This window comes from Citrobacter sp. Cb031 (genome assembly GCF_030336725.1).
GTDB lineage: Bacteria > Pseudomonadota > Gammaproteobacteria > Enterobacterales > Enterobacteriaceae > Citrobacter > Citrobacter braakii.
The window spans coordinates 45,467-67,030 of the sequence record NZ_JAOWDA010000001.1; the positions used below are offsets into that span (position 1 = coordinate 45,467).

A 21,564-nucleotide genomic window follows, 5' to 3' on the forward strand; every position below is an offset into this window, starting at 1 on the left:
ACTATTGTTATATCCCTCACATTCTTAATTATATCTACGTTACACATAATAAAATCAGTATGATAATAAATATTAGCCTGCACTGGTGCCACGCTTTAATGTTCTGAATTTATTTCAGTCATCGGTATCGTATTACCTATAAAAATATTTTTTGGATTTGCATGTTGCGCGTCTTCCGGTCGGAAGACGTTGGACGATCTTTATTTCAAGGAAAGCAAATAATGAAGAAATCGACGTTAGCTTTAGCAATAGGTCTATTATTAGTGGCAAATAATGGCTTTGCTAAAACGCAAAAAATGACTCTGGAACAGCGGCTCGAACAGTTGGAGGCTCGGCTGGAAGCTGCGGAAAACCGCGCGGCAAAAGCAGAAAATCAGGTGCAGCAATTGCAGGTACAGCAGGCTGCGGAGATCCAGGAAATTAAAGTTGCTCAGGGGAATACGCCAGTCAACGGCACTACGCCCGCACAAGAGACCAAAAAGAACGCCACTACCCCTAATCTGGTGCTCTCCGGCTATGGCGATCTGAAAATCTACGGCGACGTGGAATTCAACATGGATGCGGAAAGCAACAAAGGCGTGCTGGCGGCAACCAATTCGAATGTGGGCGACCCAACCAATGAACGCTGGGATCTGAACGGACGTATCCTGCTGGGCTTTGACGGTATGCGTAAGCTGGATAACGGCTATTTCGCCGGTTTTTCAGCGCAACCGCTGGCTGACATGACGGGTTCGGTCAATCTTGATGACGCCGCTTTCTTCTTCGGTCAGGAAAATGACTGGAAAGTAAAAGTCGGTCGTTTCGAAGCTTACGATATGTTCCCGCTGAATCAGGATACCTTTGTTGAGCATTCAGGGCATACCGCCAACGATTTGTATGATGACGGTAGCGGCTATATCTACATGATGAAAGAAGGTCGTGGCCGTTCAGATTCCGGCGGCAGCTTCCTGATGAGCAAACAGCTCGATAACTGGTATTTCGAGTTAAATACCCTGCTGGAAGATGGTACCTCGCTTTATCAGGATAGCCGCTATCATGGTCGTGAAATGTCGCAGGAGAAAAACGTGGCTTATCTGCGCCCGGTCGTCGCCTGGACACCGGTGGATGCGCTGACGATTTCTGCGGCCATGGAATCGAACGTTATCAATAACGCCTATGGATATACCGATCCGCTATCAGGCAAGTTTGTCGATCAGTCTGATCGTACCGGTTACGGTATGACGATGACCTGGAACGGTCTGAAAGCCGATCCGGAAAATGGCCTGGTGTTTAACCTGAACACCGCTTATCTCGATGCGGATAACGAAAAAGATTTTACGGCGGCGGCCAACGTTCTGTGGAAGCGCTTTGAACTGGGCTATATCTATGCTCATAACAAGATCGACGAATTTAACGGTCTGATCGATCACGATGATAATGACTGGTTCTACAATGAGGGCACTTACGATATTCATACCATTCACGCGTCTTATTTAATTCCGAATGTGATGGATATGCAGAACTTTAATATTTATCTCGGTGCTTATTATTCGATGATTAACAGCGATAACAGCAATCCGGAGAATTATACCGACGACGACGACCGTTACGGCGCGCGTCTCCGTTTCAAATACTTCTTCTGATTTTCCGTTCTCAGGCGCCTGGATTCAGGCGCTTTTTTCTTAGAGCCTGGTCATCAGGCTTTTATTTTCCCACCCAGTTATTTTTGATTTTGAACTTGTCGGCGCGGTTGTAGCTACACGAGTAGTTAAATGCCGTCCCGTCTTCCAGTTTGGTGACGCCCGGAGACTTTCAGCATCGGTATGCCTGAGCAGGTGCCGGGTTGTGGGGAAAAGGCGTGGATGACAAAACGAACGCAATGCTGCTGACGGGAGAAAAAGGTTTCCTCCCCCGTCAGGGGAGGAAACAGAGCGGTTAAGGCAGATAAAACACTTCTTTTAGCTCAGCGCTGACCGGACTGTTGTCCGGGTTTGCCGGCATTACATCACGCATATGCTTCCACCAACGCTGGCAAACATCGGTGCTGGCAACGGCGTTCCAGCGCTCTTCTGACTCAATCTCGACGGTGGCGAACAGCAGGTTGCGTTCCTGATCGAGATAAATCGCGTAGTGATGGGCACCGTGCTCTTTCAGCACCGCTTCCAGTTCTGGCCAGATGGGATTGTGCCGACGTTGATACTCAACGTGCGCGTCGGCATTCACCTGCATCACAAAGGCCTTGCGGATCATAACGCCTCCAGATACAGCTCGCGGACCTCATCGCGGCTGGCAGTGCGCGGGTTACACGGCGCGCATGGATCGGCCAACGCTTTATCCAGCCAGCCTTCAATATCCTCTTTCGTCACGCCAAGGGAACTAAAACCAGCCGGGATACCTACACGCTTGCTCAGGGCACGAATCGCGGTGATGGCCTCCATGCTTGCCGCTTCGTCGCTCATCCCGCGGGTGTCCACTCCCATCGCCTGCGCCACTCGGGCAAAACGCGCCACGGCGTTAGGGCGGTTAAAGTTTTCGATAATCGGCAGCAGAATGGCATTGCAGACGCCGTGCGGCAGATTGTGGGTCGCGCCTGGCTGGTGTGCCAGCGCATGAACCAGTCCAAGACCGGCGCTGTTAAACGCCATCCCTGCGAGGTACTGACCAAACGCCATTTGTTCCCGGGCCTCGAGGTTATGACCATCGTCGACCGCTTTCGGTAGCCACAGGTTGATCAGGCGAATTGCTTCCAGGGCGTTGGCGTCGGTGAGCGGATGCGCGCCAACGGAAACATAGGCTTCCACCGCGTGAGTCAGGGCATCCATACCGGTTGCGGCGGTAACGGAGGCTGGGATTTCCAGCATCACGCTGGCGTCATCCACGGCGATATCTGGGATGATGTTCGGGTCGATGATCACTTCTTTGACCTTGCGGACAGAGTCGATAATGACCGCGTTGCTGGTCATCTCTGCTGCTGTACCAGCAGTGGTATTGATGGCAACCAGCGGCACGCCCGCATTTTTCACTTTGCCCACGCCGGAGTAAGCGGTAGAAGGGCCAGGGTTGGCGGTCAGGATCTTCACCGCTTTGGCGGTATCGATCGGGCTGCCGCCGCCGAAGGCGATAATGTAATCACATTCTGCCCCCTGATATACCGTAAAACCTTTCTGTACCAGCTCTTCTGTCGGATTCGGGAACACCTCATCAAACAGGTGGTAAGACATTTGATGTTCATCCAGTGCGGCAAACAGGCTATCCAGCAGGCCCAGCTTCACCAGCTGACCATCGGTGACGATCAGCGCTTTGCCCCATTGTTTATTCGCCACGAGATTCACCATATCGGCAATCGCGCCGGCGCCATGCAGGCTAATTTTTGGCAGTGCCAACATAAAGCTCATCACTATTCTCCTTAAAAAAAATCCCTGGTGCCCGATGGCATTACGCTTATCGGGCCGACGGTGAAACGTGCATCGTCATGTAGGCCGGATAAAGCGAAGCCGCATCCGGCGTTGAGTTGGCAGGTATCAGTACAGCTCTACGGCGCTGGCCAGCGGGGTCACGCCAAAGCGTTTAGCCAGTGCTACCAGCTCTTCACGTGTGATGGTCTGCTTCATACCGCCCATCGAATAGATTTTGACTAAAACTTCGGCGGATTTTTCTGCGGTATCTATCAAGCCAAATGCTTCGTCGAGGGAGGGACCGCTGCCGAACACGCCGTGGAACGGCCACAGTACCAGCGAGTGTTTCTGCATTTCCTCGGCGGTTGCCTGGCCGATTTCATCCGTACCCGGCACCATCCACGGCAGAATGCCGACGCCATCTGGGAACACCACCAGACACTCGGTGCTGCCTTCCCACAGTTTGCGGGTAATCAGCGGGGTATTGTTTTCCAGCACGTAGGTCAGGGCGATCAGGTTGGTAGCATGGCAGTGCATGATCACGCGGTCTTTACCGTTCGTCGCTTTAATACGCTCGCAATGGGAGAGGAAGTGAGCCGGCAACTCGGAGGTTGGCACCGCTTCGTGGGTCAGGCCCCAGAGGATGTGGTAGCCCGCGCCGTCGCTGTCTACTTTCACCACGCCCAAATTTGCCGCGGGATCGAGCTGAACGTTACGGAAAAATTTACCGGAACCGGTGACGATAAACGGCGTGTTCGCCAGCAAAGGCATTGGCTGACTTAGCGCGATATAGCGCGGTTTTTCGTGGAAATCAGCGCTAAATGGCGCAATGTCAGCCTCATCCAGACGCAGCGTCAGGTTGCCGCCGTTACGTTCGTCCCAGCCTTTCAGCCACGCGTCGGAAGTGGCTTTGATCATCCCCTGGACGAACCAGGAATTAGTCATGTTTTGCATATTCGGTGATCCTGTTGATTGCCCGATCGTTATCGGGTCTTACGTAGGCCGGATAAGCGAAGATCCATCCGGCAATCGTCTTTCATTCATTGCCGGATAGCGACGTGGGGCGTCTTATCCGGCCTGTAAGCCTGGTGTCACGGTTAGCTACGTTTGCTCAAAATCTCTTTCTCATAGGCGCGCACGCTGTCCAGCCACTGACTTCCTGCTGGCGTGTCGTGACGCTGGCAGTACATCTCCCAGACGGCCTGCCACGGCAGCGATTTTTGCTCTTCCAGCAAGGCCAGACGTGCGGTGTAGTCGCCGCTGGCTTCAAGCTGACGCAGTTGTTCGGTCGGTTCTAACAGCGCGCGCAGCAGGGCTTTTTTCATATTGCGAGTGCCGATAACCCACGCGGCGATGCGGTTAATAGAGGCGTCGAAGAAGTCGAGGCCGATGTGTACGCGGTCAAACAGGTTGTGGCGGACGATCTCGCTGGCAATCGCCTGCGTTTCGTCATCCAGCAGCACCACGTGATCGCTGTCCCAGCGCACCGGACGGCTGACGTGCAGCAGCAGACGCGGTACGTACAGCATGGCGGCGGAGATTTTGTCGGAAATCACTTCAGTCGGATGGAAGTGACCCGCATCCAGGCACAGCGCGGTTTGACGGCTGGTGGCGTAACCCATATAGAACTCGTTGGAGCCCACGGTGTAGCTTTCGGCGCCGATGCCAAACAGCTTGCTCTCGACGGCGTCGATATGGTGCGCCGGGTCGAGTTTTTCGCTGATCACTTCATCCAGTGCTTCAAGCAGACGTTGGCGCGGTGCTAACCGGTCAACGGTAATGTCTTTCATGCCATCCGGGATCCAGATATTCATCACCGATGGCGTACCCAACTGCTCGCCAAAATACGCTGAGACGCGACGGCTGGCTTTGCAGTGGTCAATCCAAAACTGGCGAATGGTGTCATCGGCGTGGGCCAGCGTGAAGCCGTCGGCGCTCAGCGGGTGAGAGAAGCAGGAGGGGTTGAAATCCAGCCCTAACTGGTTTGCTTTCGCCCACTCGACCCAGTTTTTAAAATGTTCAGGTTTGATTTGGTCGCGGGCAACCGGCGTATCGGACTCCAGATAGATCGCGTGCAAATTCAGACGTTTTGGACCTGGGATCAGGCTCAGCGCCTGCTCCAGATCGGCGCGCAGTTCGGTGGCGTTACGCGCTTTGCCCGGATAGTTGCCGGTAGCCTGAATACCGCCTGTGAGCGAGCCTTCCGGATTCTCGAAACCGGCGACATCATCGCCTTGCCAGCAGTGCATGGAGACCGGCAGACGATCGAGCTGGCGTAAGGCCGCCTCGACATCAATGCCTACCGCGGCGAAACGCAGTTTTGCCAGTTCCCAGGCTTGTTCAAGTTGAGTGGTCATGCGCAAAGCTCCTTTGTCTGTCGTAGTGATGGAAACTGCGCCTGGTAGCGGGCAATTTCACTTTCAGGATTTGGAATGAAGGTGGTCAGGTCGTAGTTGGCACGCACCACCTGACGGAAATCATCGACGTTGTTAAGCTCGTCCAGCGTCATCAACTGGATGCCGATATTGCCGAGCGTGGAGGCCTCAATCGGCCCGGACATCACGCGAATGCCGCAGGCATCCGCGCACAGCTGGTTCAGTAGGGCGTTCTGGCAGCCGCCGCCAACGATGTGCAGTTGGCTAAATGCTGCACCACGCAGTTGTGCCAGTTCTTGCAGAATGTCAGCGTATAGCAATGCCAGGCTGTCGAAGATACAGCGCGCCAGTTCGGCATTTTGCTGGGGAACGGGTTGACCCGATTCACGACAGGCCGCCTGAATTTCCGCGCTCATATCGTCGGGGTTGATAAAGCGATCGTCGTTCGGGTTTATCAGGAATTGGCAGGCCGGCAGCGCTTGCGTTTGGGCAATAAGCGTTGGCAGGTCGGTAATCTGGCGCTCTTTTAAAACGCGCTGGAGCAGCCACAGTCCCATGATGTTTTTCAGTACGCGGTAGCGCCCTTCCGCGCCCCCTTCGTTGGTGATGTTCGCCGCCAGCGCCGCATCGTTGGTATACGGCGTTCTGCTCTCAAAGCCCATCAGCGACCAGGTACCGGAAGAGAGATACGCACTATTTTTATCGGCCAGCGGTGAAGCGATGACCGCGCTGGCGGTGTCGTGACTGGCGACGGCCACAACCGGAATTTGGTTTTTCTGCGGGCAAATCCAGTGACCAATGACGTTCCCCGGATGCGTCGGGCGACCAAACCAGGCTTTGTCTGCCCCGGTCCACGCCAGCAGCGTGTCATCCCAGTCGTCGGTGTTGATATTGACTAACTGGGTGGTGGTGGCGTTGGTGTATTCCCAGTTCAATTTGCCGGTCAGGCGAAAGCTGAAGTAGTCGGGGATCAGCAGGGCATGTGCCACCTGCGCAAGCAGTTCTGGCTGCTGTTCAACCAGCGCACGTAGCTGATACAAGGTGTTAAACGGCAGAAACTGAATGCCGCTACGGCGGTAGATTTCACCTTTACCTGGCTGCGCCATCGCCTGTGACATAATGCCGGTCGTGCGGCTGTCACGGTAAGAGACCGGCAGACCAACACGTTGGCCGGCGTTATCGATCAATACGTAATCCACGCCCCAGGTATCAATGCCAATGCTGTCTATCCGAATGCCTTCATCACAGACTTTTTTCAGTCCAAGGCGAATGTCGTTTTCCAGGCTGTCGATGTCCCAGGTGTCAAAACCGTCCGTTTTTTGCAGACAGTTAACGAAGCGGTGGATTTCACGCAGCGTCAGGGTGCGGTGTTTACTGTCGTAACGTGCGAGCATTACGCGCCCACTGGATGCGCCGAGATCGACAGCGACACAATGGCGAAAAGTCATGGCGAGGTCCTTCTGAGTTTTATTGCACTCAGTCTAAGAACCCCGAATAAAGCGTACCTTCTTGACAGTGACAGCCCCAATTAGCGGCTGGCAACATGGCAAAGGTGAACGTGATGTTGTTCACAGTTTCCACTAATAGCGCGGATTTTGGCGGATGTGACGCCTTCCGCATTTCCCGATCTTTCCTGTCATTTCTTGAAGAATTAACCGTGTTTACGCACTTTGGCGTCAAAAAATTAAGGTGAGGGTAGGAACCCTTAATTACTATTCAGCCATATTCGTTAATCAGGGGGAGCCGTCATGACCGTACTGCATTGCGTGGATTTTTTTCCGACAGGTAAAGCGCCTGTGGCTATTGAACCGCGGCTTCCTCAGCCCGCGTTTCCTGAACATCATCATGATTTTCATGAAATTGTGGTGGTCGAACATGGAACGGGGATCCATGTGTTCAACGGACAGCCTTACACCATCAGCGGTGGTACGGTGTGTTTCGTCCGCGATCATGACAGGCATTTATATGAACATACTGACAATCTGTGTCTGACCAATGTTTTGTATCGCTCTCCGGATGCGTTTCAATTTCTGGCCGGGCTGAATCAGCTTTTGCCTCAGGAACAAAATGGGCAGTATCCCTCCCACTGGCGCGTAAACCAGGGCGTACTGCAGCAGGTTCGTCACCTGGTGGGGCAGATGGAGACGCTCGGCGAGGAGATGGATACGCCCACGGCGGCAAATCGCGAGATCTTGTTTATGCAGTTGCTGGTACTGCTGCGTAAAAGCAGCCTGATGGAAGCGGCGACCGATAACGATGCGCGGCTTAACCTTTTGATGGCATGGCTGGAGGATAACTTTGCCGAAGAGGTGTGTTGGGAGGCGCTGGCCGAGAAGTTTTCGCTCTCTTTACGCACTCTGCATCGCCAGCTTAAACAGCAAACAGGATTGACGCCGCAGCGCTACCTTAACCGTCTGCGACTGATTAAAGCCCGACATCTGCTCCGCCACAGTGATGACAGCGTGACTGATATCGCTTATCTCTGCGGTTTCGGTGACAGTAACCACTTTTCGACGCTTTTTCGCCGTGAGTTCGAGTGGTCGCCACGCGATATTCGTCAGGGGCGTGACCTTATAGCGGGAAGCAGCCTTCAGTAACGCGAAAGCTATCAACGTTTTTTACCGTCCGTTTGCTGATAATCATACCCTTTCATGCCGGATGCGCTGCGCTTATCCGGCAAGCGTACAGGTTGAGGTGATGTGATGGCGAATCATCTGGTTCTTTCGAAATCAGACTTTTTTGCGCATGAGCAGCAGGCTGTCGCCGTGGCCGATCGTTATCCGCAGGATGTCTTTGCTGAGCATACCCACGAGTTTTGCGAGCTGGTTCTGGTCTGGCGCGGCAATGGTCTGCATGTCCTTAACGATCGTCCGTACCGGATAACCCGCGGCGATCTGTTTTACATTCGCGCCGAAGATAAACACTCCTACACCTCCGTTAACGACCTTGTGTTGCAAAATATCATCTACTGCCCAGAGCGGTTAACGCTGAATGTTGACTGGCAAGGGGCGATCCCCGGATTTGACGGTACGCCAAGGCAGCCGCACTGGCGACTTGGCAGCGTTGGCATGACCCAGGCCAGACAGGTGATAAGCCAGCTTGAGCATGAAAGTAATCAGCGCGATGCGCAGGCCTTTACCATGGCTGAGCTGCTGTTTGGTCAACTGGTAACTCACCTTAAACGTCATCGTTATGCCACGGATACGCTCCCGGCGACGTCAAGTGAAACGCTGCTGGATAAACTGATCACCGCGTTAGCCGGTAGCCATGAGCATGCGTTCGAACTGGATACGTTTTGCGAGCGTGAACGGTGCAGCGAACGCGTTTTGCGCCAGCAGTTCCGCAGCCAGACCGGGATGACGATCAACCATTACCTGCGGCAACTGCGCATTTGCCATGCTCAGTACCTGTTATCGCATACTGAAAAGCTGATTGGTGAAGTTGCTATGCAGTGCGGTTTTGAAGACAGTAACTATTTTTCGGTGGTATTTAACCGCGAAGTCGGGATGACGCCAGGGCAATGGCGCCATCGTAGTCGGGTGACACCATAATATATAAATGTGGTTTATATATTGCAGTGGCGTTTTGATACATATTCAGACTAAATCAGACATAATGAGTGAATGCTCTGTGCAATAAATCACAGTTGCTCTTTTATTTTTGTTTTATTCTCAGCAAACTTATTTATCGGAGTAACGTTTGTGTTGACCAACTCAATAATCATCAAAAGTCTGCTTTTAATTTTGCTATCTTGCGATCGCAAAATTAAACGTATGCTTGATTATTTTTGCTGGTTTAATTCCGTTAACGATCTGGCTGAAAATGATATCGCCGAGCAGGAGTGTATGGATACGCAAATGGCGCGCGAATGGTCCAGCCTGTGGGACTGCGCCAGCGAAGCTATCGGCGCGAGCGTACGTCAACGCTGTCATCGTCCTGCCCGTTTTGGCCTGCATTTCCCGCAGGCGCTGCTGTGCCGTCGCAAACGTGATGAGCTGGCCTTCAGTTTCCGTATCTCCAGCCTGCACCAACTGTTAGTTTGCCGCCATGCCAGCGGCGCTGACGGTGAAAGCCAGGTTTATCAATTTGTTAGTCCTACACAAAGCACAATGCGCACTTTCGCCATTGTGCTTTTTTTATTGCCTGAATCTATGAGGAATCATTATGTACATTGTTTGTGTTGCAGCTTGTCCGACCGGCGTTGCTCATACCTACATGGCTGCGGAATCGCTTGAAATCACGGGAAAAAGCCGTGGGCATGAAGTTAAAGTGGAAACGCAGGGGAGCATTGGCGCTGAGAATGAAATTACGCCAGAGGATCTGGCGCGCGCTGACGCGGTCATCATTGCTGCCGACGTTGCGATTAGCGGGAAAGAGCGTTTCGATGGCATGGTGAAGCTCGAATGCAGCGTCTCTGATCCCATCAAATTTGGCGATGCGGTGTTTGAAGCAGTTGAGCAGGAGGTTGCAAATGGCTAAGTTTCAGGGGGGAGACAAACCGTCTACCGGGATAGAGGTCAAGAACGCCATTATGACCGGCGTTTCATGGATGCTGCCGTTTGTCATTGCTGGAGCGGTGCTAATGGGGATCGCCCGTATCGGCGCTTCTCTCTACGGTATTGATAACATCTGGGATGCCAGCTACGAGCAGGCCGGCATGGTGGTGCAGTTGCTGCACAAATTTGATGGTTTCGGCGGGCTGGCGCTGTCCCTGATGTTGCCGGTGGTGGCCGGCTATATCAGCTTTGCGCTGGCGAACAAACCGGGTCTTGCGCCGGGGATGATTGGCGGACTGCTGGCGAGTAACCTGGGAACGGGTTTTCTCGGCGCGCTGGCGGCCGGTTTTGTCGCGGGCTATATCGTTCGCGCCCTGAACCGCTACATCAAATTGCCGAAGGCGCTCTCCTCTGCTGTGCCTATTTTCATTCTGCCAGTCGGCGGTACGCTGCTGACATGCGTGGTGATGGCATTTATTATCGGTACGCCGCTGGCGGCGTTGAATCACGGCATGGAAAGCTGGCTGTTATCCATGTCCGGCACGAACAAAGTGCTGCTGGCGGCGGTCATTGGCGGCATGGTTGGGTTTGATCTCGGCGGCCCGATTAACAAGGCGGCGGTGACGACGGCAATGGCGTTACTGGCCTCCGGTATTTATGACCCAAACACCGCCGCGCAGGTGGCGATTATCGTGCCGCCAATTGGTCTGGGTGTCGCTACGCTGCTGTGGTCGTCACGTTTCCCGGAATCCCTGCGTGAGGCGGGTAAAGCCTCTACGTTGATGGGGCTGATTGGTGTTTCTGAAGGCGCCATTCCGTTTGCGCTGTCAAATCCAAGAATTATTGTCGTCAACGTGATTGGCTCGGCGGTGGGGGCGGCGATGGCGGTAGGATTAGGGGCGGTAAACCATGCGCCGATCTCCGGTTTTTACGGCTGGCTGGCGGTAGAAAAATGGCCGATTTATGTGCTCTCAATTGTCTGCGGCTCGGCGATTATCGCCTGCGGCTCACTGTTGATATTCCGTGGCCCGACAGCCACGCCTGAGGTGAGAAAAGAGACGGTGGCGCCGAAATTTAAAGCCAGCCGTTAGACGTACTACTGAATTAATATTTCCCTATGTTTAGCGCGGGTAAATATCCGTGCGGGTTACCTACGCCTTAAAACAGGAATAAACGAAATGAAAACGGTTCATTTAATTCAGCATACGCACTGGGATCGTGAATGGTATTTTACGGAGAATGATTCCCAGGCTCTGCTTTATTATTTTATGGCGGATCTTATTCAACATCTTGAAGCGGATGAATCATTAGGTCCATTTATGCTTGATGGCCAAACGGTGGTGCTGGAGGATTATTTCCAACTGGCACCAGAAAACCGCGAACGCGTGCAGGCGCTGGTGAAAGCCGGACGTTTGTTAATCGGTCCCTGGTATACACAGACCGATTTTTTGGTGGTTGGCGCTGAGTCCATCACCCGCAATCTGCTGCTGGGGCAGGCTGACTGTGACGAGATAGGGCCGAGAATGGCGGTCGGTTATGTGCCGGACTCGTTTGGCCAGAGCGCACAGTTGCCCATGTTCCTTAATCAGTTTGCCATCGACCACGCGATTATCTGGCGCGGCTGGAGCGAGTACGACACGCCGTTTACCGAGTTCCGCTGGCGAAGCCAGGGGGGCAGCGTTGTGACGACGGCAGTATTACCGCAGGGTTATGGGTGCGCTAAGTGGCTGCCGACGGATGCCAACCAGGCCTGGCCGCGCCTCTCTGCGGTTATGGAAAAGCAGGCGGCATTTAGCCGCAGTACGCAGCTACTACTGCCGAACGGTAACGATCAGTCACCGTTTGAGTACGGCGTTCCGGCAATGCTCGACACGCTGAATCAGGAACAAACGGCGTACCGCTTTATTCGCAGCGACTTTAGCCGTTACTTTGCCGCGCTGGCGGATACGCCGCTGGCGATCTTTGAGGGCGAACTGCTAAGCCCGAAATATATGCGTATCCATCGCGGTATTTTTTCTACCCGCATGGATATTAAACAGGCCAACGTCCGGCTGGAGAACTTCGTCAGCCGTCAGCTAGAACCGTTGCTGAGTATGGCCTGGACGCTGGGGTTGCCCTATCCGCAGCGTGCCATTGAGACAATATGGCGCGAGGCGATGAAATCCCACGCTCACGATAGTATCGGTGGGTGTAACGCCGATCGCGTGAATGCAATGGTTAAGGCGCGTTTGCTCTCGGGTCAGGAAAAAGCCGAGCGCCTGTACGAGCTGAATATGCAGATGTTGGCAAACGGCATTACGGCGCAGCAACAGGGTAAAAAAATCATCGTCTTTAACGCGCTGCCGTCGGTGCGCGATGGCCTGGTGGCGCTGACGCTCTACCTACCCGGTGAGGCGTTCCGCATTGTTGACGAGCAGGGACAACCCTGTCGCTGGCAGATTATGCGTGAGACATCGCAAGATATGTCCGTCATTGTTCAGGAACTGTCCAATAGCCCCGATCCCGTCTTCTATCGGCGGTGCGATATTTTACTGGAGGTCGCATCGCTCCCCGCCTGCGGCTATACCACCCTGTATCTGCAAGATGAGTGCGCCCCCGGATTTGCTGTGCCGTCCTCGACAGAAGAGGCGCTGGAGAACCCGTGGTTACGCCTGACGCTGGAAGGCGAACAGGTTGTTCTGGTCGATAAGCGCAGCGGTAAGCGCTGGGAGAACCTTATTCAACTGGTGGACGGCGGCGATGCCGGTGACACCTATAACTATTCTCCACCAGAGGATGACTGGCGCGTTACCGGCGCAGGGGCGCTGCTTCACGCCGACTGGCAGCGCGGCGCGCTGGTGGACACGTTGTCGCTAAGCTGGTCTATCGCAGCACCGCACACGCTGGCCGACAGGCAGGAGCACCGTTGTAATGCACGACTGGATGTCAGCATGGTGGTCATGCTGGATCACCAGCGCCCGACGCTGGACCTCCAGGTTAGCGTCAACAACACCTTGCACGATCATCGTTTACAGGTGGAAATTCCTGCTGATGTCTTTACCGATGTCCATTTTGCCGATCAACCGTTTGGTCTCATTCGTCGCGCCAACCGACCGGCCACGCTGGATGTCTGGCAGCAGGAAAATTGGGGTGAAGCCCCGGCATCGCTGTGGCCAATGCAAAGTCTGGTAATGATGCATGATGGCAAGCAGGGCATCAGTGTGGTGACGGATGGGCTGCGAGAATATGAAATTCCCGCAGAACGCCCATCGGTTATCGCCATTACGCTACTGCGTAGCGTGGGTTGGCTGGGACGTGCCGGTATGCCGTGGCGTCCGGGACGCGCATCCGGTATGGCGTTGCCTTCCCCAGACTCACAGATCCCAGGCGAATTTAGCGCCCGCTTCGCGCTCATCCCGTTGTGCGATGGTGAAAGCCCGAACTTCTGGCGTGAAGTCGAAGCCTGGCGCACACCGCCAGTTGGCTGGCTGGATTCCGGCTGGGCGCGTTTTAAAACCAATCCACACGCGCTGACATTCCCGACAGCCTACAGCCTGCTGCACTGGGAGACACCACTCCATTTCAGCACCTTGAAAAAAGCGCAACGTGAAGATGCGCTGATTTTACGCGGCTGGAACCCCGGCTCGCAGCCGCAGATCAGCTCAACGCCGGTCGCTGATGCGACAGTGTGCGAAGTTACGCTGGCGGAAAAATCGCTGAACTCATCGTATGAAACGATACCGGCCTGCACGCCGATCTCATGGCGTATTACGCCCGCAGCCAGAGGATAATATTGTGTTAAACATTCGTTTTACCTGCCCGTTGCCTAATGGTCTACATGCCCGCCCCGCCAGTGCGTTAGAGCAGCGCGTCAGCGCATTTCAGGCTCGCGTTCAAATAGGCAATCTGCGTAACCAGCGTCAGGCCGATGCCCGTAGCGTGTTGGCGATGATTGGGACCGATATTTTGTATCAGGACCCGTGTGAACTGGTGATTGAGGGCGAGGATGAATCTGCCGCGCATCAGGCGCTGACTCAGTTTGTGAGGCAAGAGTTTGCCGCGTGTGACGAACCCGTTGCCCGGACGCCGGAACGGGTGGAGCAACCTCTGCCGGTTTTTCTGGCGCAGACCCGTGCGGAGTGGGTGCGCGGTAACGGCGTGAGCGCTGGGCTGGCGCAAGGGATGGCAATGCATCTGGGCGTGCCGGATCTGTATCAATTGGCAGAACAAGAGGCGGTGGCGGCGCCGGCTGTACAGCGAGCCGCGCTGACGGCGGCACTTGAGCAAGTACGCCGCGAGCTTCACGACGCATTACCGCATACACAGGGAGAAGCCGCGTCTGTGCTACAGGCTCATGTCAAACTGCTGGACGATGCGCTCTTCGAAACCTCGCTACTTACCGACCGTACAGCGCGCAATGCGCTGGCAGCATTGGCGATGGCGCTGGATGAACTGAGCGCGCCGCTGCGCGAAAGTCGCAGCGTTTACCTACAACAGCGGGTGCTGGATTTACAGGATTTGGGCCTGCGTCTGGCGGCGCATCTCACCGCGCAGCCGCTGATGCCGCAAACGGCATTGTCGCAAGACACCATCGTTATCAGTCCGTTTCCCATAACGCCAGGCCAGTTTCTGGCGCTGCGCGGTCCGCATCTGAAAGGTGTGGTGATGGGCGCGGGCGGGGAAACATCACATACCGTCATTCTGGCGCGATCGTTTGGGGTTCCGCTGCTGAGCGTAGAGGCGGCGGAAGCGGGGCGTATTCGCGGTGGTGAAGCGCTGCTGCTCGACACTCGCCACGGGGTGGTGGTGGTGTCGCCGGATGAGCAGGCTCTGCGGTGGTATCAACTGGAAGAGGACAAACGTCAGCGCCTTGAAGCGCGTTTACAGCCGCTTATTCAATGCCCTGGGGCGACGCAGGAGGGCGAACGGGTGACGGTACTGGCGAATATCGCGCTGGCGGCGGAAGCGGAAGCGGCATTTGCCGCCGGGGCGGAGGGGATTGGTCTGTTCCGCACTGAAATGCTGTTCTGTGAGCGAGCCGCGCCGCCTGACGAGGAGGAGCAGTACCAGGCCTATCGTCACGTGCTGGAACAGGCGCGGGGGCGTAAAGTGGTGATCCGTACGCTGGATATTGGTGGTGATAAACCCTGTGACTATCTGGCGATGCCGCTGGAGGAAAACCCGTTTCTTGGCTGGCGTGGCATCCGCCTGTATCCCGAATTTATGTCGATTTTCCGTCCTCAGATACGTGCGCTACTGCGTGCCAGCGCCGCCGGACCGTTGCACATTATGGCGCCGATGTTGACTACGCTTGCTGAGGTGAAGTGGCTGCGTGAACAGTTCCAGCAAACAGCGGCGCAACTGCTGGCCGAGGGGGCGGCGGTTGGGCAGTGGTCGCTGGGTATTATGGCGGAAGTGCCATCGGTGCTTTATCTGCTGGAGAAAGCCGCCGCGTATATCGACTTTGTTTCGATTGGCAGCAACGACCTGACGCAATACTTCCTGGCCTGCGACCGGGGCAACGCGCAGGTTCGACATCTCTACAATTATTTTGACCCCGCGTTTTTACAGTTACTGAAGGAGATGACGGCGCGCGCGCAGCGGGCCGGTATTGAGATCAGCCTGTGCGGCGAGATGGGCGGCGACCCGTCGGCGCTGGCGCTACTGTTGGGCGTTGGTTTACGACAGATCAGCATGTCCTCAAGCCGTATTGCGCCAGCAAAGGCGCGCTTAATGACCTTAACCCTCGCGCACAGCGAGCAGACGCTGGAACGGGCATTAGCCTGTGAAAGTGGTCAGGACGTGGCGGTACTACTTTCGCAACAGGTGGCGGCGCAAGCAAAACCCGTGTTTGATCCCGCCCTGATCCTGCTCGATCAGGCGATTACCCGTAAAGCGGAAGCGATTAAGGTGCTCACCGATAATCTGGAGGTCGAACAGCGGGTCTTTTCCGGCTCAGCCGTTGAAGAGGCTATTTGGCAGCGTGAAGCGATTTTCTCTACCGCATTAGGATTTGCAATTGCGCTTCCGCACTGCAAATCGGCGGCGGTCGCGCACAGTAGCGTGTCGGTGATGCGTTTGAGTGAGCCGCTGGCGTGGAGCGACGAGGTGGATGTCTCGCTGGTTATCATGCTGACGGTGAGTGAGCAGGAGAAGGGCGATCATATGAAAATCTTCTCCCGTCTGGCGCGTCAGTTGATGCATGTGGAGTTCCGTGAGCAGTTGCTTGGCAGCATGTCGCCGCAGGATGTCGCCGTGCATCTGGCACAGGAAATGGCGGGATAAATCATGGTACAGAATCCTCGCCGGGCGTTCATTATGCTGTCGTCTGTCTTTTTTTACTGGGGCGTCCTGACGGCAATTAATAGCGCCACGATTCCCTTTTTCCGGCAAGTTTTTTCGCTTTCATGGCGAGACTCGATGTTGGTAAATGTGGCGTTTTATCTCGCACCGTTTGTGATTTGTTTACCGTGTTCAGGCTGGATGGCGCGTTTAGGGTATCGCAGCGCACTCTTACTGGCGTTGATACTTGCCGCAAGTGGTTCGGTGGTGATTGCCGTATCGCTCTGGCTGGCATCATTTGCCGGTTGCCTGGTGGGGATTTTCATTGTGGCGATGGGGGTTGCGGCGATGCAGGTGGTCGCAAACCCTTATGTTAATCGGCTTGGCGAGGCGCAAAGTGCGGCTGGACGCCTCAGTCTGGCGTCGTCCATCAACTCCCTCGGGGCGGCGCTGGCGCCTGTCGTCCTGGCGGTTGTTCTGGCTGGCTCTGTCATTTCAGTTCCAGGGATGTATCTCGGTTTGATGCTGGTGGGAGGCATTCTGCTGGTTGCGTTATACCGTTTTTCAATTGCTGATTTTCGTGACGCGCACGAGAATATTTTTTCTGCGATTCGTGCGCTCAGGCGCTATGCGCAGTTTCGTACTGGGGTGAGTGGCATTCTTGTTTACGTTGGCGTGGAAGTCAGCATGGGTACTACGGCTCTCAGCTATCTACACGACCCGTCTTTGGGCGGGTTTTCGCTTGCACAAGCGACCTCCTTTATCGCGTTGTATTGGGGCGGTGCATTAGCGGGTCGGTTTTTGTATGGCTTGCTGGCTCACTGTTGCCGACCTCAGTTGTTGTTTTGCCTGTGTTCTTCGGGAGCGGTACTACTAACCGTTGCCGCGATAGTTTTCGCTAACCGTTTTGGCGGCTATTGCCTGCTGGCGACGGGGCTCATGAACTCGGTGATGTATCCCATTATTTTCTCTCGCACGCTCTCCGGCCTTGATCGCTATGCGGCATCTATTTCTGCTTGCTTGATTATGGCGGGCATTGGCGGCGGGGTGCTGCCCTTTATCCAGGGGATGGTTATTGATGCTTTTGGCCTGCGTTTGAGCTTTTGGGTGCCGGTTATCGGGTATCTGTTTTTATTGCTGAACGGATTTAAGCTATACGCTCGAACGGAGGTATTTTGTGAGTAACGCCATCATTATTTGGTTAATTTAAGGTAGTACAACGAAAACTGATTTTCGGTGGTATTTAACCGTAAAATTGGGATGACGCCAGCGCAGTGGCGTCATCGTCGTCGGGAGTTGTGTCGTTAGCTGGCCATTCCCAGACCAACAATGTTTGCCGCGACAATGATCACTACGCAGCCAAGACTTAGCACGCTGACCGGACGTCTCCCTGCATTGCTCCACTCTTTCATGATCAGGCCCACGATACCGCCGCACAGGACGTAGAAGCTCATGTGCAGCATCCAGCTCATGTAGTCATACTGTGCTGGAATTTTGGCATGGCCCCAGGCGTAAAAGAAGAACTGGAGATACCACATCAGGCCAGCAAGCGCAGAAAACAGGATATTGCTGATAATCAGCGGTTTTGCTAAAGAGAAGTCGGCCTTTACTGACAGGTTTTTCATTTTTGCCAGACGAATGAAGCAGTATCCCAGATTGATCACCGCACCACCGCCCATGATGACTACGTAGCTTGGCAGGGCGACATACAGCGGATCGATACCGAGTGTTGCAGCGGCTTCGTGCATTGGTTTAGCCGCATCCATGGCAAAGGACATCCCCGCGGAGAAAAAGCCGCACATCACCGCCAGTATCAGACCTTTTTTCAGATTGAACTCTTCGGCTTTGATGCCCATCTTGCGCTCTTTTAACTGTCCGGCGCGGGTGACAATCGCCACTCCGATCAGGGCAACCAGCACGCCGAGCAGGGTCATACGTCCGCCTGGTGTGCCAATGAGCACGTCAAATTTACCGGCAATGATTGGCGTCATTAAGGTACCAACAATTAGCGTAATGCCGATAGCGATCCCGATCCCCATCGACATACCGAGATAGCGCATAGTCAGGCCATAGTTGATATTACCAATCCCCCACATGGCACCGAATAAAAATACCGGCAGCAGGGTGGACGCACTGAATGAACTGTAATAGGCCCAGAAGTCCGGCAGAAGGATCGCGCTGACGAGCCAGGGAAGGATCAGCCATGAAACAAAACCACCTATAGACCACATGGTTTCCCAGGACCAGTGTTGTACCTTTTTAAAAGGGGCATAGAAACAAGCGGCACTAGCGGCACCGATTAGATGCCATATTATCCCCATCGTAATTGCGTTACCCATTCTGTTTCCTTTTGAATTATCGATTTGGCAGGATGAAAACACCCGTTTTGATGTTCAAAAGTCTAAAGAGTGAGCAATAGATTAACCTTCAGCATGCTGCCGTGTGATCAGTAATGCTGGCAAAATTCAGGGGATGAAAGGGATATTGATCACAAATGCGGCTCCGCCCCTCTTTTTTGAGAAGGGCGGAAATATAGAGGATTAGCAAATTCTTACTGCCTGAATACCCAGTAGCCAGGCGAGTTTTTCCAGTGCCTCGCCATGGTGTCCCAGGCCAATGCTGCAATGATGAGCTGGGCCGCCCATGCACCATTGCGTGGTGAACTCGCGAGCTGATAACGGGAAGCGATAGCGGCTATTGGTGTTGCCAATATCCAGGACTTCACCTGGCACAGCTTCACCTTCGGCATACTGTAAACGCACCCCGTTTTCGGCATCTTCAATTACCGAAAGAAAGGTCACCGGACCTGATTTTACGGTCATCTGGATAGATACACCTTTACCGGGTTTACCATGATAAACCGGCAGCGGCACCAGACTCACCGGACCATCCGCCATCAGCGGGTGTGCCGGACCGTCATGTCCCCACAAAACAGCATCATCATTAAATTCAATGCCATATGGTTCTGAGAATGAACCGCCAGCCCCCAGAAGTTGCTGAATTTTCATCGCCAGCACATTTTTGATTTCATATTCTCCCGCTACGGGAATACCACGGTGGGTAAGCAGCGTGTTGCCGAGAATGATTGAGGTGATGATGTTCTCGTAAGCGTTGCCGTTACGGCCTTCATAATAATAGGCTAGTGCACCGAGTTTATTCTGGGCAATTAGTTTATCCATGGCGCAGGCAGTGGTGAGTGCGCGGTTGAGCTCTGCAGGTTCGCATGCCGCATCCAACTGAAGTACACGGTGCATTTCCTGTCGTTTGGCATTGAGGTCTGCCTCGCTGACCTGCTCGCGATATTCCGCCAACTCACACATTTCCAATGGCTTAAAGCGTACGCCCATTTTGGCGGACAAGTTCGTCATATTGCTGTAAACGTCTACCATGCCGTCATAATAGTGCCCGAGGACGCCGACCTGACAATTTGCCAGCATTTGACGAGCGTTAAGTGCCTGTAGCCACTGCGCCGTTTGTTGCCAGACATACTCATCGCCCTGTAATGCGCCAACAATTAACTGAAAGCGGATATTCGCACGGTTAAACACGTTTGCCAGTTCGGGGGCGCTGCAGGCCTGACAGTGCGCCAGCCACTCTCCAGTACGACCTCCCCGATCGGGAATTTGACGGATTGTTGAATAAGGCAGCCCTGGCTCTGGCTGTAGGGCCAGAATAATGACCGGTTTATTGATACTCTGCACAAGCGGTAGCACCGTTGAGCTGAGCGCATAGGTGCTGATGTAAAGACAGACAGCATCGACCGGCTGTTGCTGCAACCGTCTGATAAGGGCATCGGCTTTATCGACGTTATCAATCAGACCGCCATTAATCACGCTGGCTTGTTGCGCCGTCAGGCGCTCATCAATTGATTGCAGATAGCCCTGAAGACGTGACTCCAGGCCTGTAAACTGGGGCCAGTATGTGTCGAGGCCGATACCAAAAAGGGCGATGTTGACAGACATAGCAATATTTCCTTGTGAGATAATCTTCAGACTATGTCGTGCTTTATCTCCCATGTCCTTCATGTCGCTGCCTATTTTCTACTCAGATTGGCAAAATCAGCCTGATTTTCCCAGTGATGCTCACACTTTTACCTCATAATAGCCATGTAAAAAGTACGGCATTGATAATCATTTTCAATATCATTTAATTAACTATAATGACCCAACTGCTTACGCGGCGTTAACACTGGCCGCCCGACAATACTGGAGATGATTATGAGTTATACACTGCCATCCCTGCCGTACGCTTATGATGCCCTTGAACCGCACTTTGATAAGCAGACGATGGAAATCCACCATACCAAACACCACCAGGCTTACGTAAACAACGCTAACGCTGCGCTGGAAAGCTTGCCTGAATTCGCGAGCCTGCCTGTTGAAGAGCTGATCACCAAACTGGATCAACTGCCAGCAGACAAGAAAACCGTACTGCGTAACAACGCGGGCGGCCACGCTAACCACAGCCTGTTCTGGAAAGGTCTGAAAACCGGTACTACGCTGCAGGGCGACCTGAAAGCGGCTATCGAACGTGACTTCGGCTCCGTGGACAACTTCAAAGCTGAATTTGAAAAAGCTGCGGCAACCCGTTTTGGTTCCGGCTGGGCGTGGCTGGTTCTGAAAGGTGACAAACTGGCTGTTGTTTCCACTGCTAACCAGGATTCCCCGCTGATGGGTGAAGCTATCTCTGGCGCTTCCGGCTTCCCGATCGTGGGCCTGGACGTTTGGGAACACGCTTACTACCTGAAATTCCAGAACCGCCGCCCGGACTACATCAAAGAGTTCTGGAACGTGGTGAACTGGGACGAAGCTGCCGCGCGTTTCGCAGCGAAAAAATAAGTTCTATGCTTTAGTAAGCCCCTGCAAGCGATGCTTGTGGGGGTTTTTTTGTGATCAAAATCAATATAAAAACAATGATCCACTTAAATTGAAACAAGGTTTTATTATGCGAGTGGGATCACTTTTATAGTCTCTATGAATGTCTATCTTCGTTTCATCAAGACGGGCGCATCTCATAAGCAAGATGCAATCGCCCATAAAAATTGCCCCATTTTTATGT

General features: G+C 54.0%; 17 protein-coding genes. 10 read left to right on the forward strand and 7 right to left on the reverse strand.

Annotated features, from left to right (window positions below; all coding sequences use genetic code 11):
* The first annotated feature begins 221 nt into the window (after window positions 1–221).
* A complete protein-coding gene (locus OGV93_RS00240) occupies window positions 222–1,622 on the forward strand; it encodes a carbohydrate porin (RefSeq protein WP_200048303.1) in 1,401 nt (466 codons plus the stop codon).
* 292 nt (window positions 1,623–1,914) lie between these two features.
* Here the strand turns inward: OGV93_RS00240 and rhaM are convergent, their stop codons facing one another.
* The 5 genes from rhaM to rhaB form a co-directional block, all read right to left on the reverse strand.
* Entirely contained in the window at window positions 1,915–2,229 is a 315-nt protein-coding gene (gene rhaM / locus OGV93_RS00245; RefSeq protein WP_016155195.1) for an L-rhamnose mutarotase, read from the reverse strand.
* A complete protein-coding gene (gene fucO, locus OGV93_RS00250) occupies window positions 2,226–3,374 on the reverse strand; it encodes a lactaldehyde reductase (protein ID WP_169330460.1) in 1,149 nt (382 codons plus the stop codon). Before fucO ends, rhaM begins: the two co-directional genes overlap by 4 nt.
* A 126-nt stretch (window positions 3,375–3,500) precedes the next feature.
* Complete coding sequence (rhaD, locus tag OGV93_RS00255; protein WP_016155197.1) at window positions 3,501–4,328, reverse strand: rhamnulose-1-phosphate aldolase; 828 nt, start codon at window positions 4,326–4,328, stop codon at window positions 3,501–3,503.
* A gap of 143 nt (window positions 4,329–4,471) precedes the next feature.
* Window positions 4,472–5,731, reverse strand: coding sequence for an L-rhamnose isomerase (gene rhaA, locus OGV93_RS00260; RefSeq protein WP_019077926.1), 1,260 nt, complete (start codon window positions 5,729–5,731; stop codon window positions 4,472–4,474).
* Window positions 5,728–7,197, reverse strand: coding sequence for a rhamnulokinase (gene rhaB / locus OGV93_RS00265; protein ID WP_016155199.1), 1,470 nt, complete (start codon window positions 7,195–7,197; stop codon window positions 5,728–5,730). The genes rhaA and rhaB overlap by 4 nt, the downstream gene beginning before the upstream one ends.
* Window positions 7,198–7,497: 300 nt before the next feature.
* Here rhaB and rhaS point away from each other — a divergent pair, with 300 nt between their 5' ends.
* From rhaS to OGV93_RS00305, 8 genes are all read left to right on the forward strand, one after another.
* Window positions 7,498–8,346, forward strand: coding sequence for an HTH-type transcriptional activator RhaS (rhaS, locus tag OGV93_RS00270; RefSeq protein ID WP_016157890.1), 849 nt, complete (start codon window positions 7,498–7,500; stop codon window positions 8,344–8,346).
* 105 nt (window positions 8,347–8,451) lie between these two features.
* A complete protein-coding gene (rhaR, locus tag OGV93_RS00275) occupies window positions 8,452–9,300 on the forward strand; it encodes an HTH-type transcriptional activator RhaR (RefSeq protein WP_016157891.1) in 849 nt (282 codons plus the stop codon).
* 222 nt (window positions 9,301–9,522) lie between these two features.
* Entirely contained in the window at window positions 9,523–9,984 is a 462-nt protein-coding gene (locus OGV93_RS00280) for a hypothetical protein (protein ID WP_146086839.1), read from the forward strand.
* Window positions 9,914–10,228 (forward strand): PTS fructose transporter subunit IIB, encoded by a 315-nt coding sequence (locus OGV93_RS00285; protein WP_049269670.1) that lies wholly within the window; start codon window positions 9,914–9,916, stop codon window positions 10,226–10,228. Before OGV93_RS00280 ends, OGV93_RS00285 begins: the two co-directional genes overlap by 71 nt.
* A complete protein-coding gene (locus OGV93_RS00290; protein ID WP_047415600.1) occupies window positions 10,221–11,336 on the forward strand; it encodes a PTS fructose transporter subunit IIC in 1,116 nt (371 codons plus the stop codon). The genes OGV93_RS00285 and OGV93_RS00290 overlap by 8 nt, the downstream gene beginning before the upstream one ends.
* Window positions 11,337–11,423: 87 nt before the next feature.
* The gene (locus OGV93_RS00295) at window positions 11,424–14,015 is read left to right on the forward strand and encodes a glycoside hydrolase family 38 N-terminal domain-containing protein (RefSeq protein ID WP_103928809.1); all 2,592 of its coding nucleotides are present in this window, start codon (window positions 11,424–11,426) and stop codon (window positions 14,013–14,015) included.
* Between the two features lie 4 nt (window positions 14,016–14,019).
* Entirely contained in the window at window positions 14,020–16,509 is a 2,490-nt protein-coding gene (gene ptsP / locus OGV93_RS00300) for a phosphoenolpyruvate--protein phosphotransferase (RefSeq protein ID WP_287109296.1), read from the forward strand.
* A 3-nt stretch (window positions 16,510–16,512) separates the two neighbouring features.
* Window positions 16,513–17,691, forward strand: coding sequence for an MFS transporter (locus OGV93_RS00305; RefSeq protein WP_103928811.1), 1,179 nt, complete (start codon window positions 16,513–16,515; stop codon window positions 17,689–17,691).
* A 119-nt stretch (window positions 17,692–17,810) separates the two neighbouring features.
* Here OGV93_RS00305 and rhaT read toward each other — a convergent pair whose 3' ends face one another.
* Entirely contained in the window at window positions 17,811–18,845 is a 1,035-nt protein-coding gene (rhaT, locus tag OGV93_RS00310) for an L-rhamnose/proton symporter RhaT (protein ID WP_016157897.1), read from the reverse strand.
* A 201-nt stretch (window positions 18,846–19,046) separates the two neighbouring features.
* Complete coding sequence (locus tag OGV93_RS00315) at window positions 19,047–20,468, reverse strand: L-fucose/L-arabinose isomerase family protein (RefSeq protein WP_019077921.1); 1,422 nt, start codon at window positions 20,466–20,468, stop codon at window positions 19,047–19,049.
* Window positions 20,469–20,723: 255 nt separating this feature from the next.
* Between OGV93_RS00315 and sodA the strand changes: the two genes are divergently transcribed.
* Window positions 20,724–21,344: a superoxide dismutase [Mn] gene (gene sodA, locus OGV93_RS00320; protein WP_016155203.1), complete on the forward strand. Its 621-nt coding sequence runs from the start codon at window positions 20,724–20,726 to the stop codon at window positions 21,342–21,344.
* Window positions 21,345–21,564 lie beyond the last annotated feature (220 nt).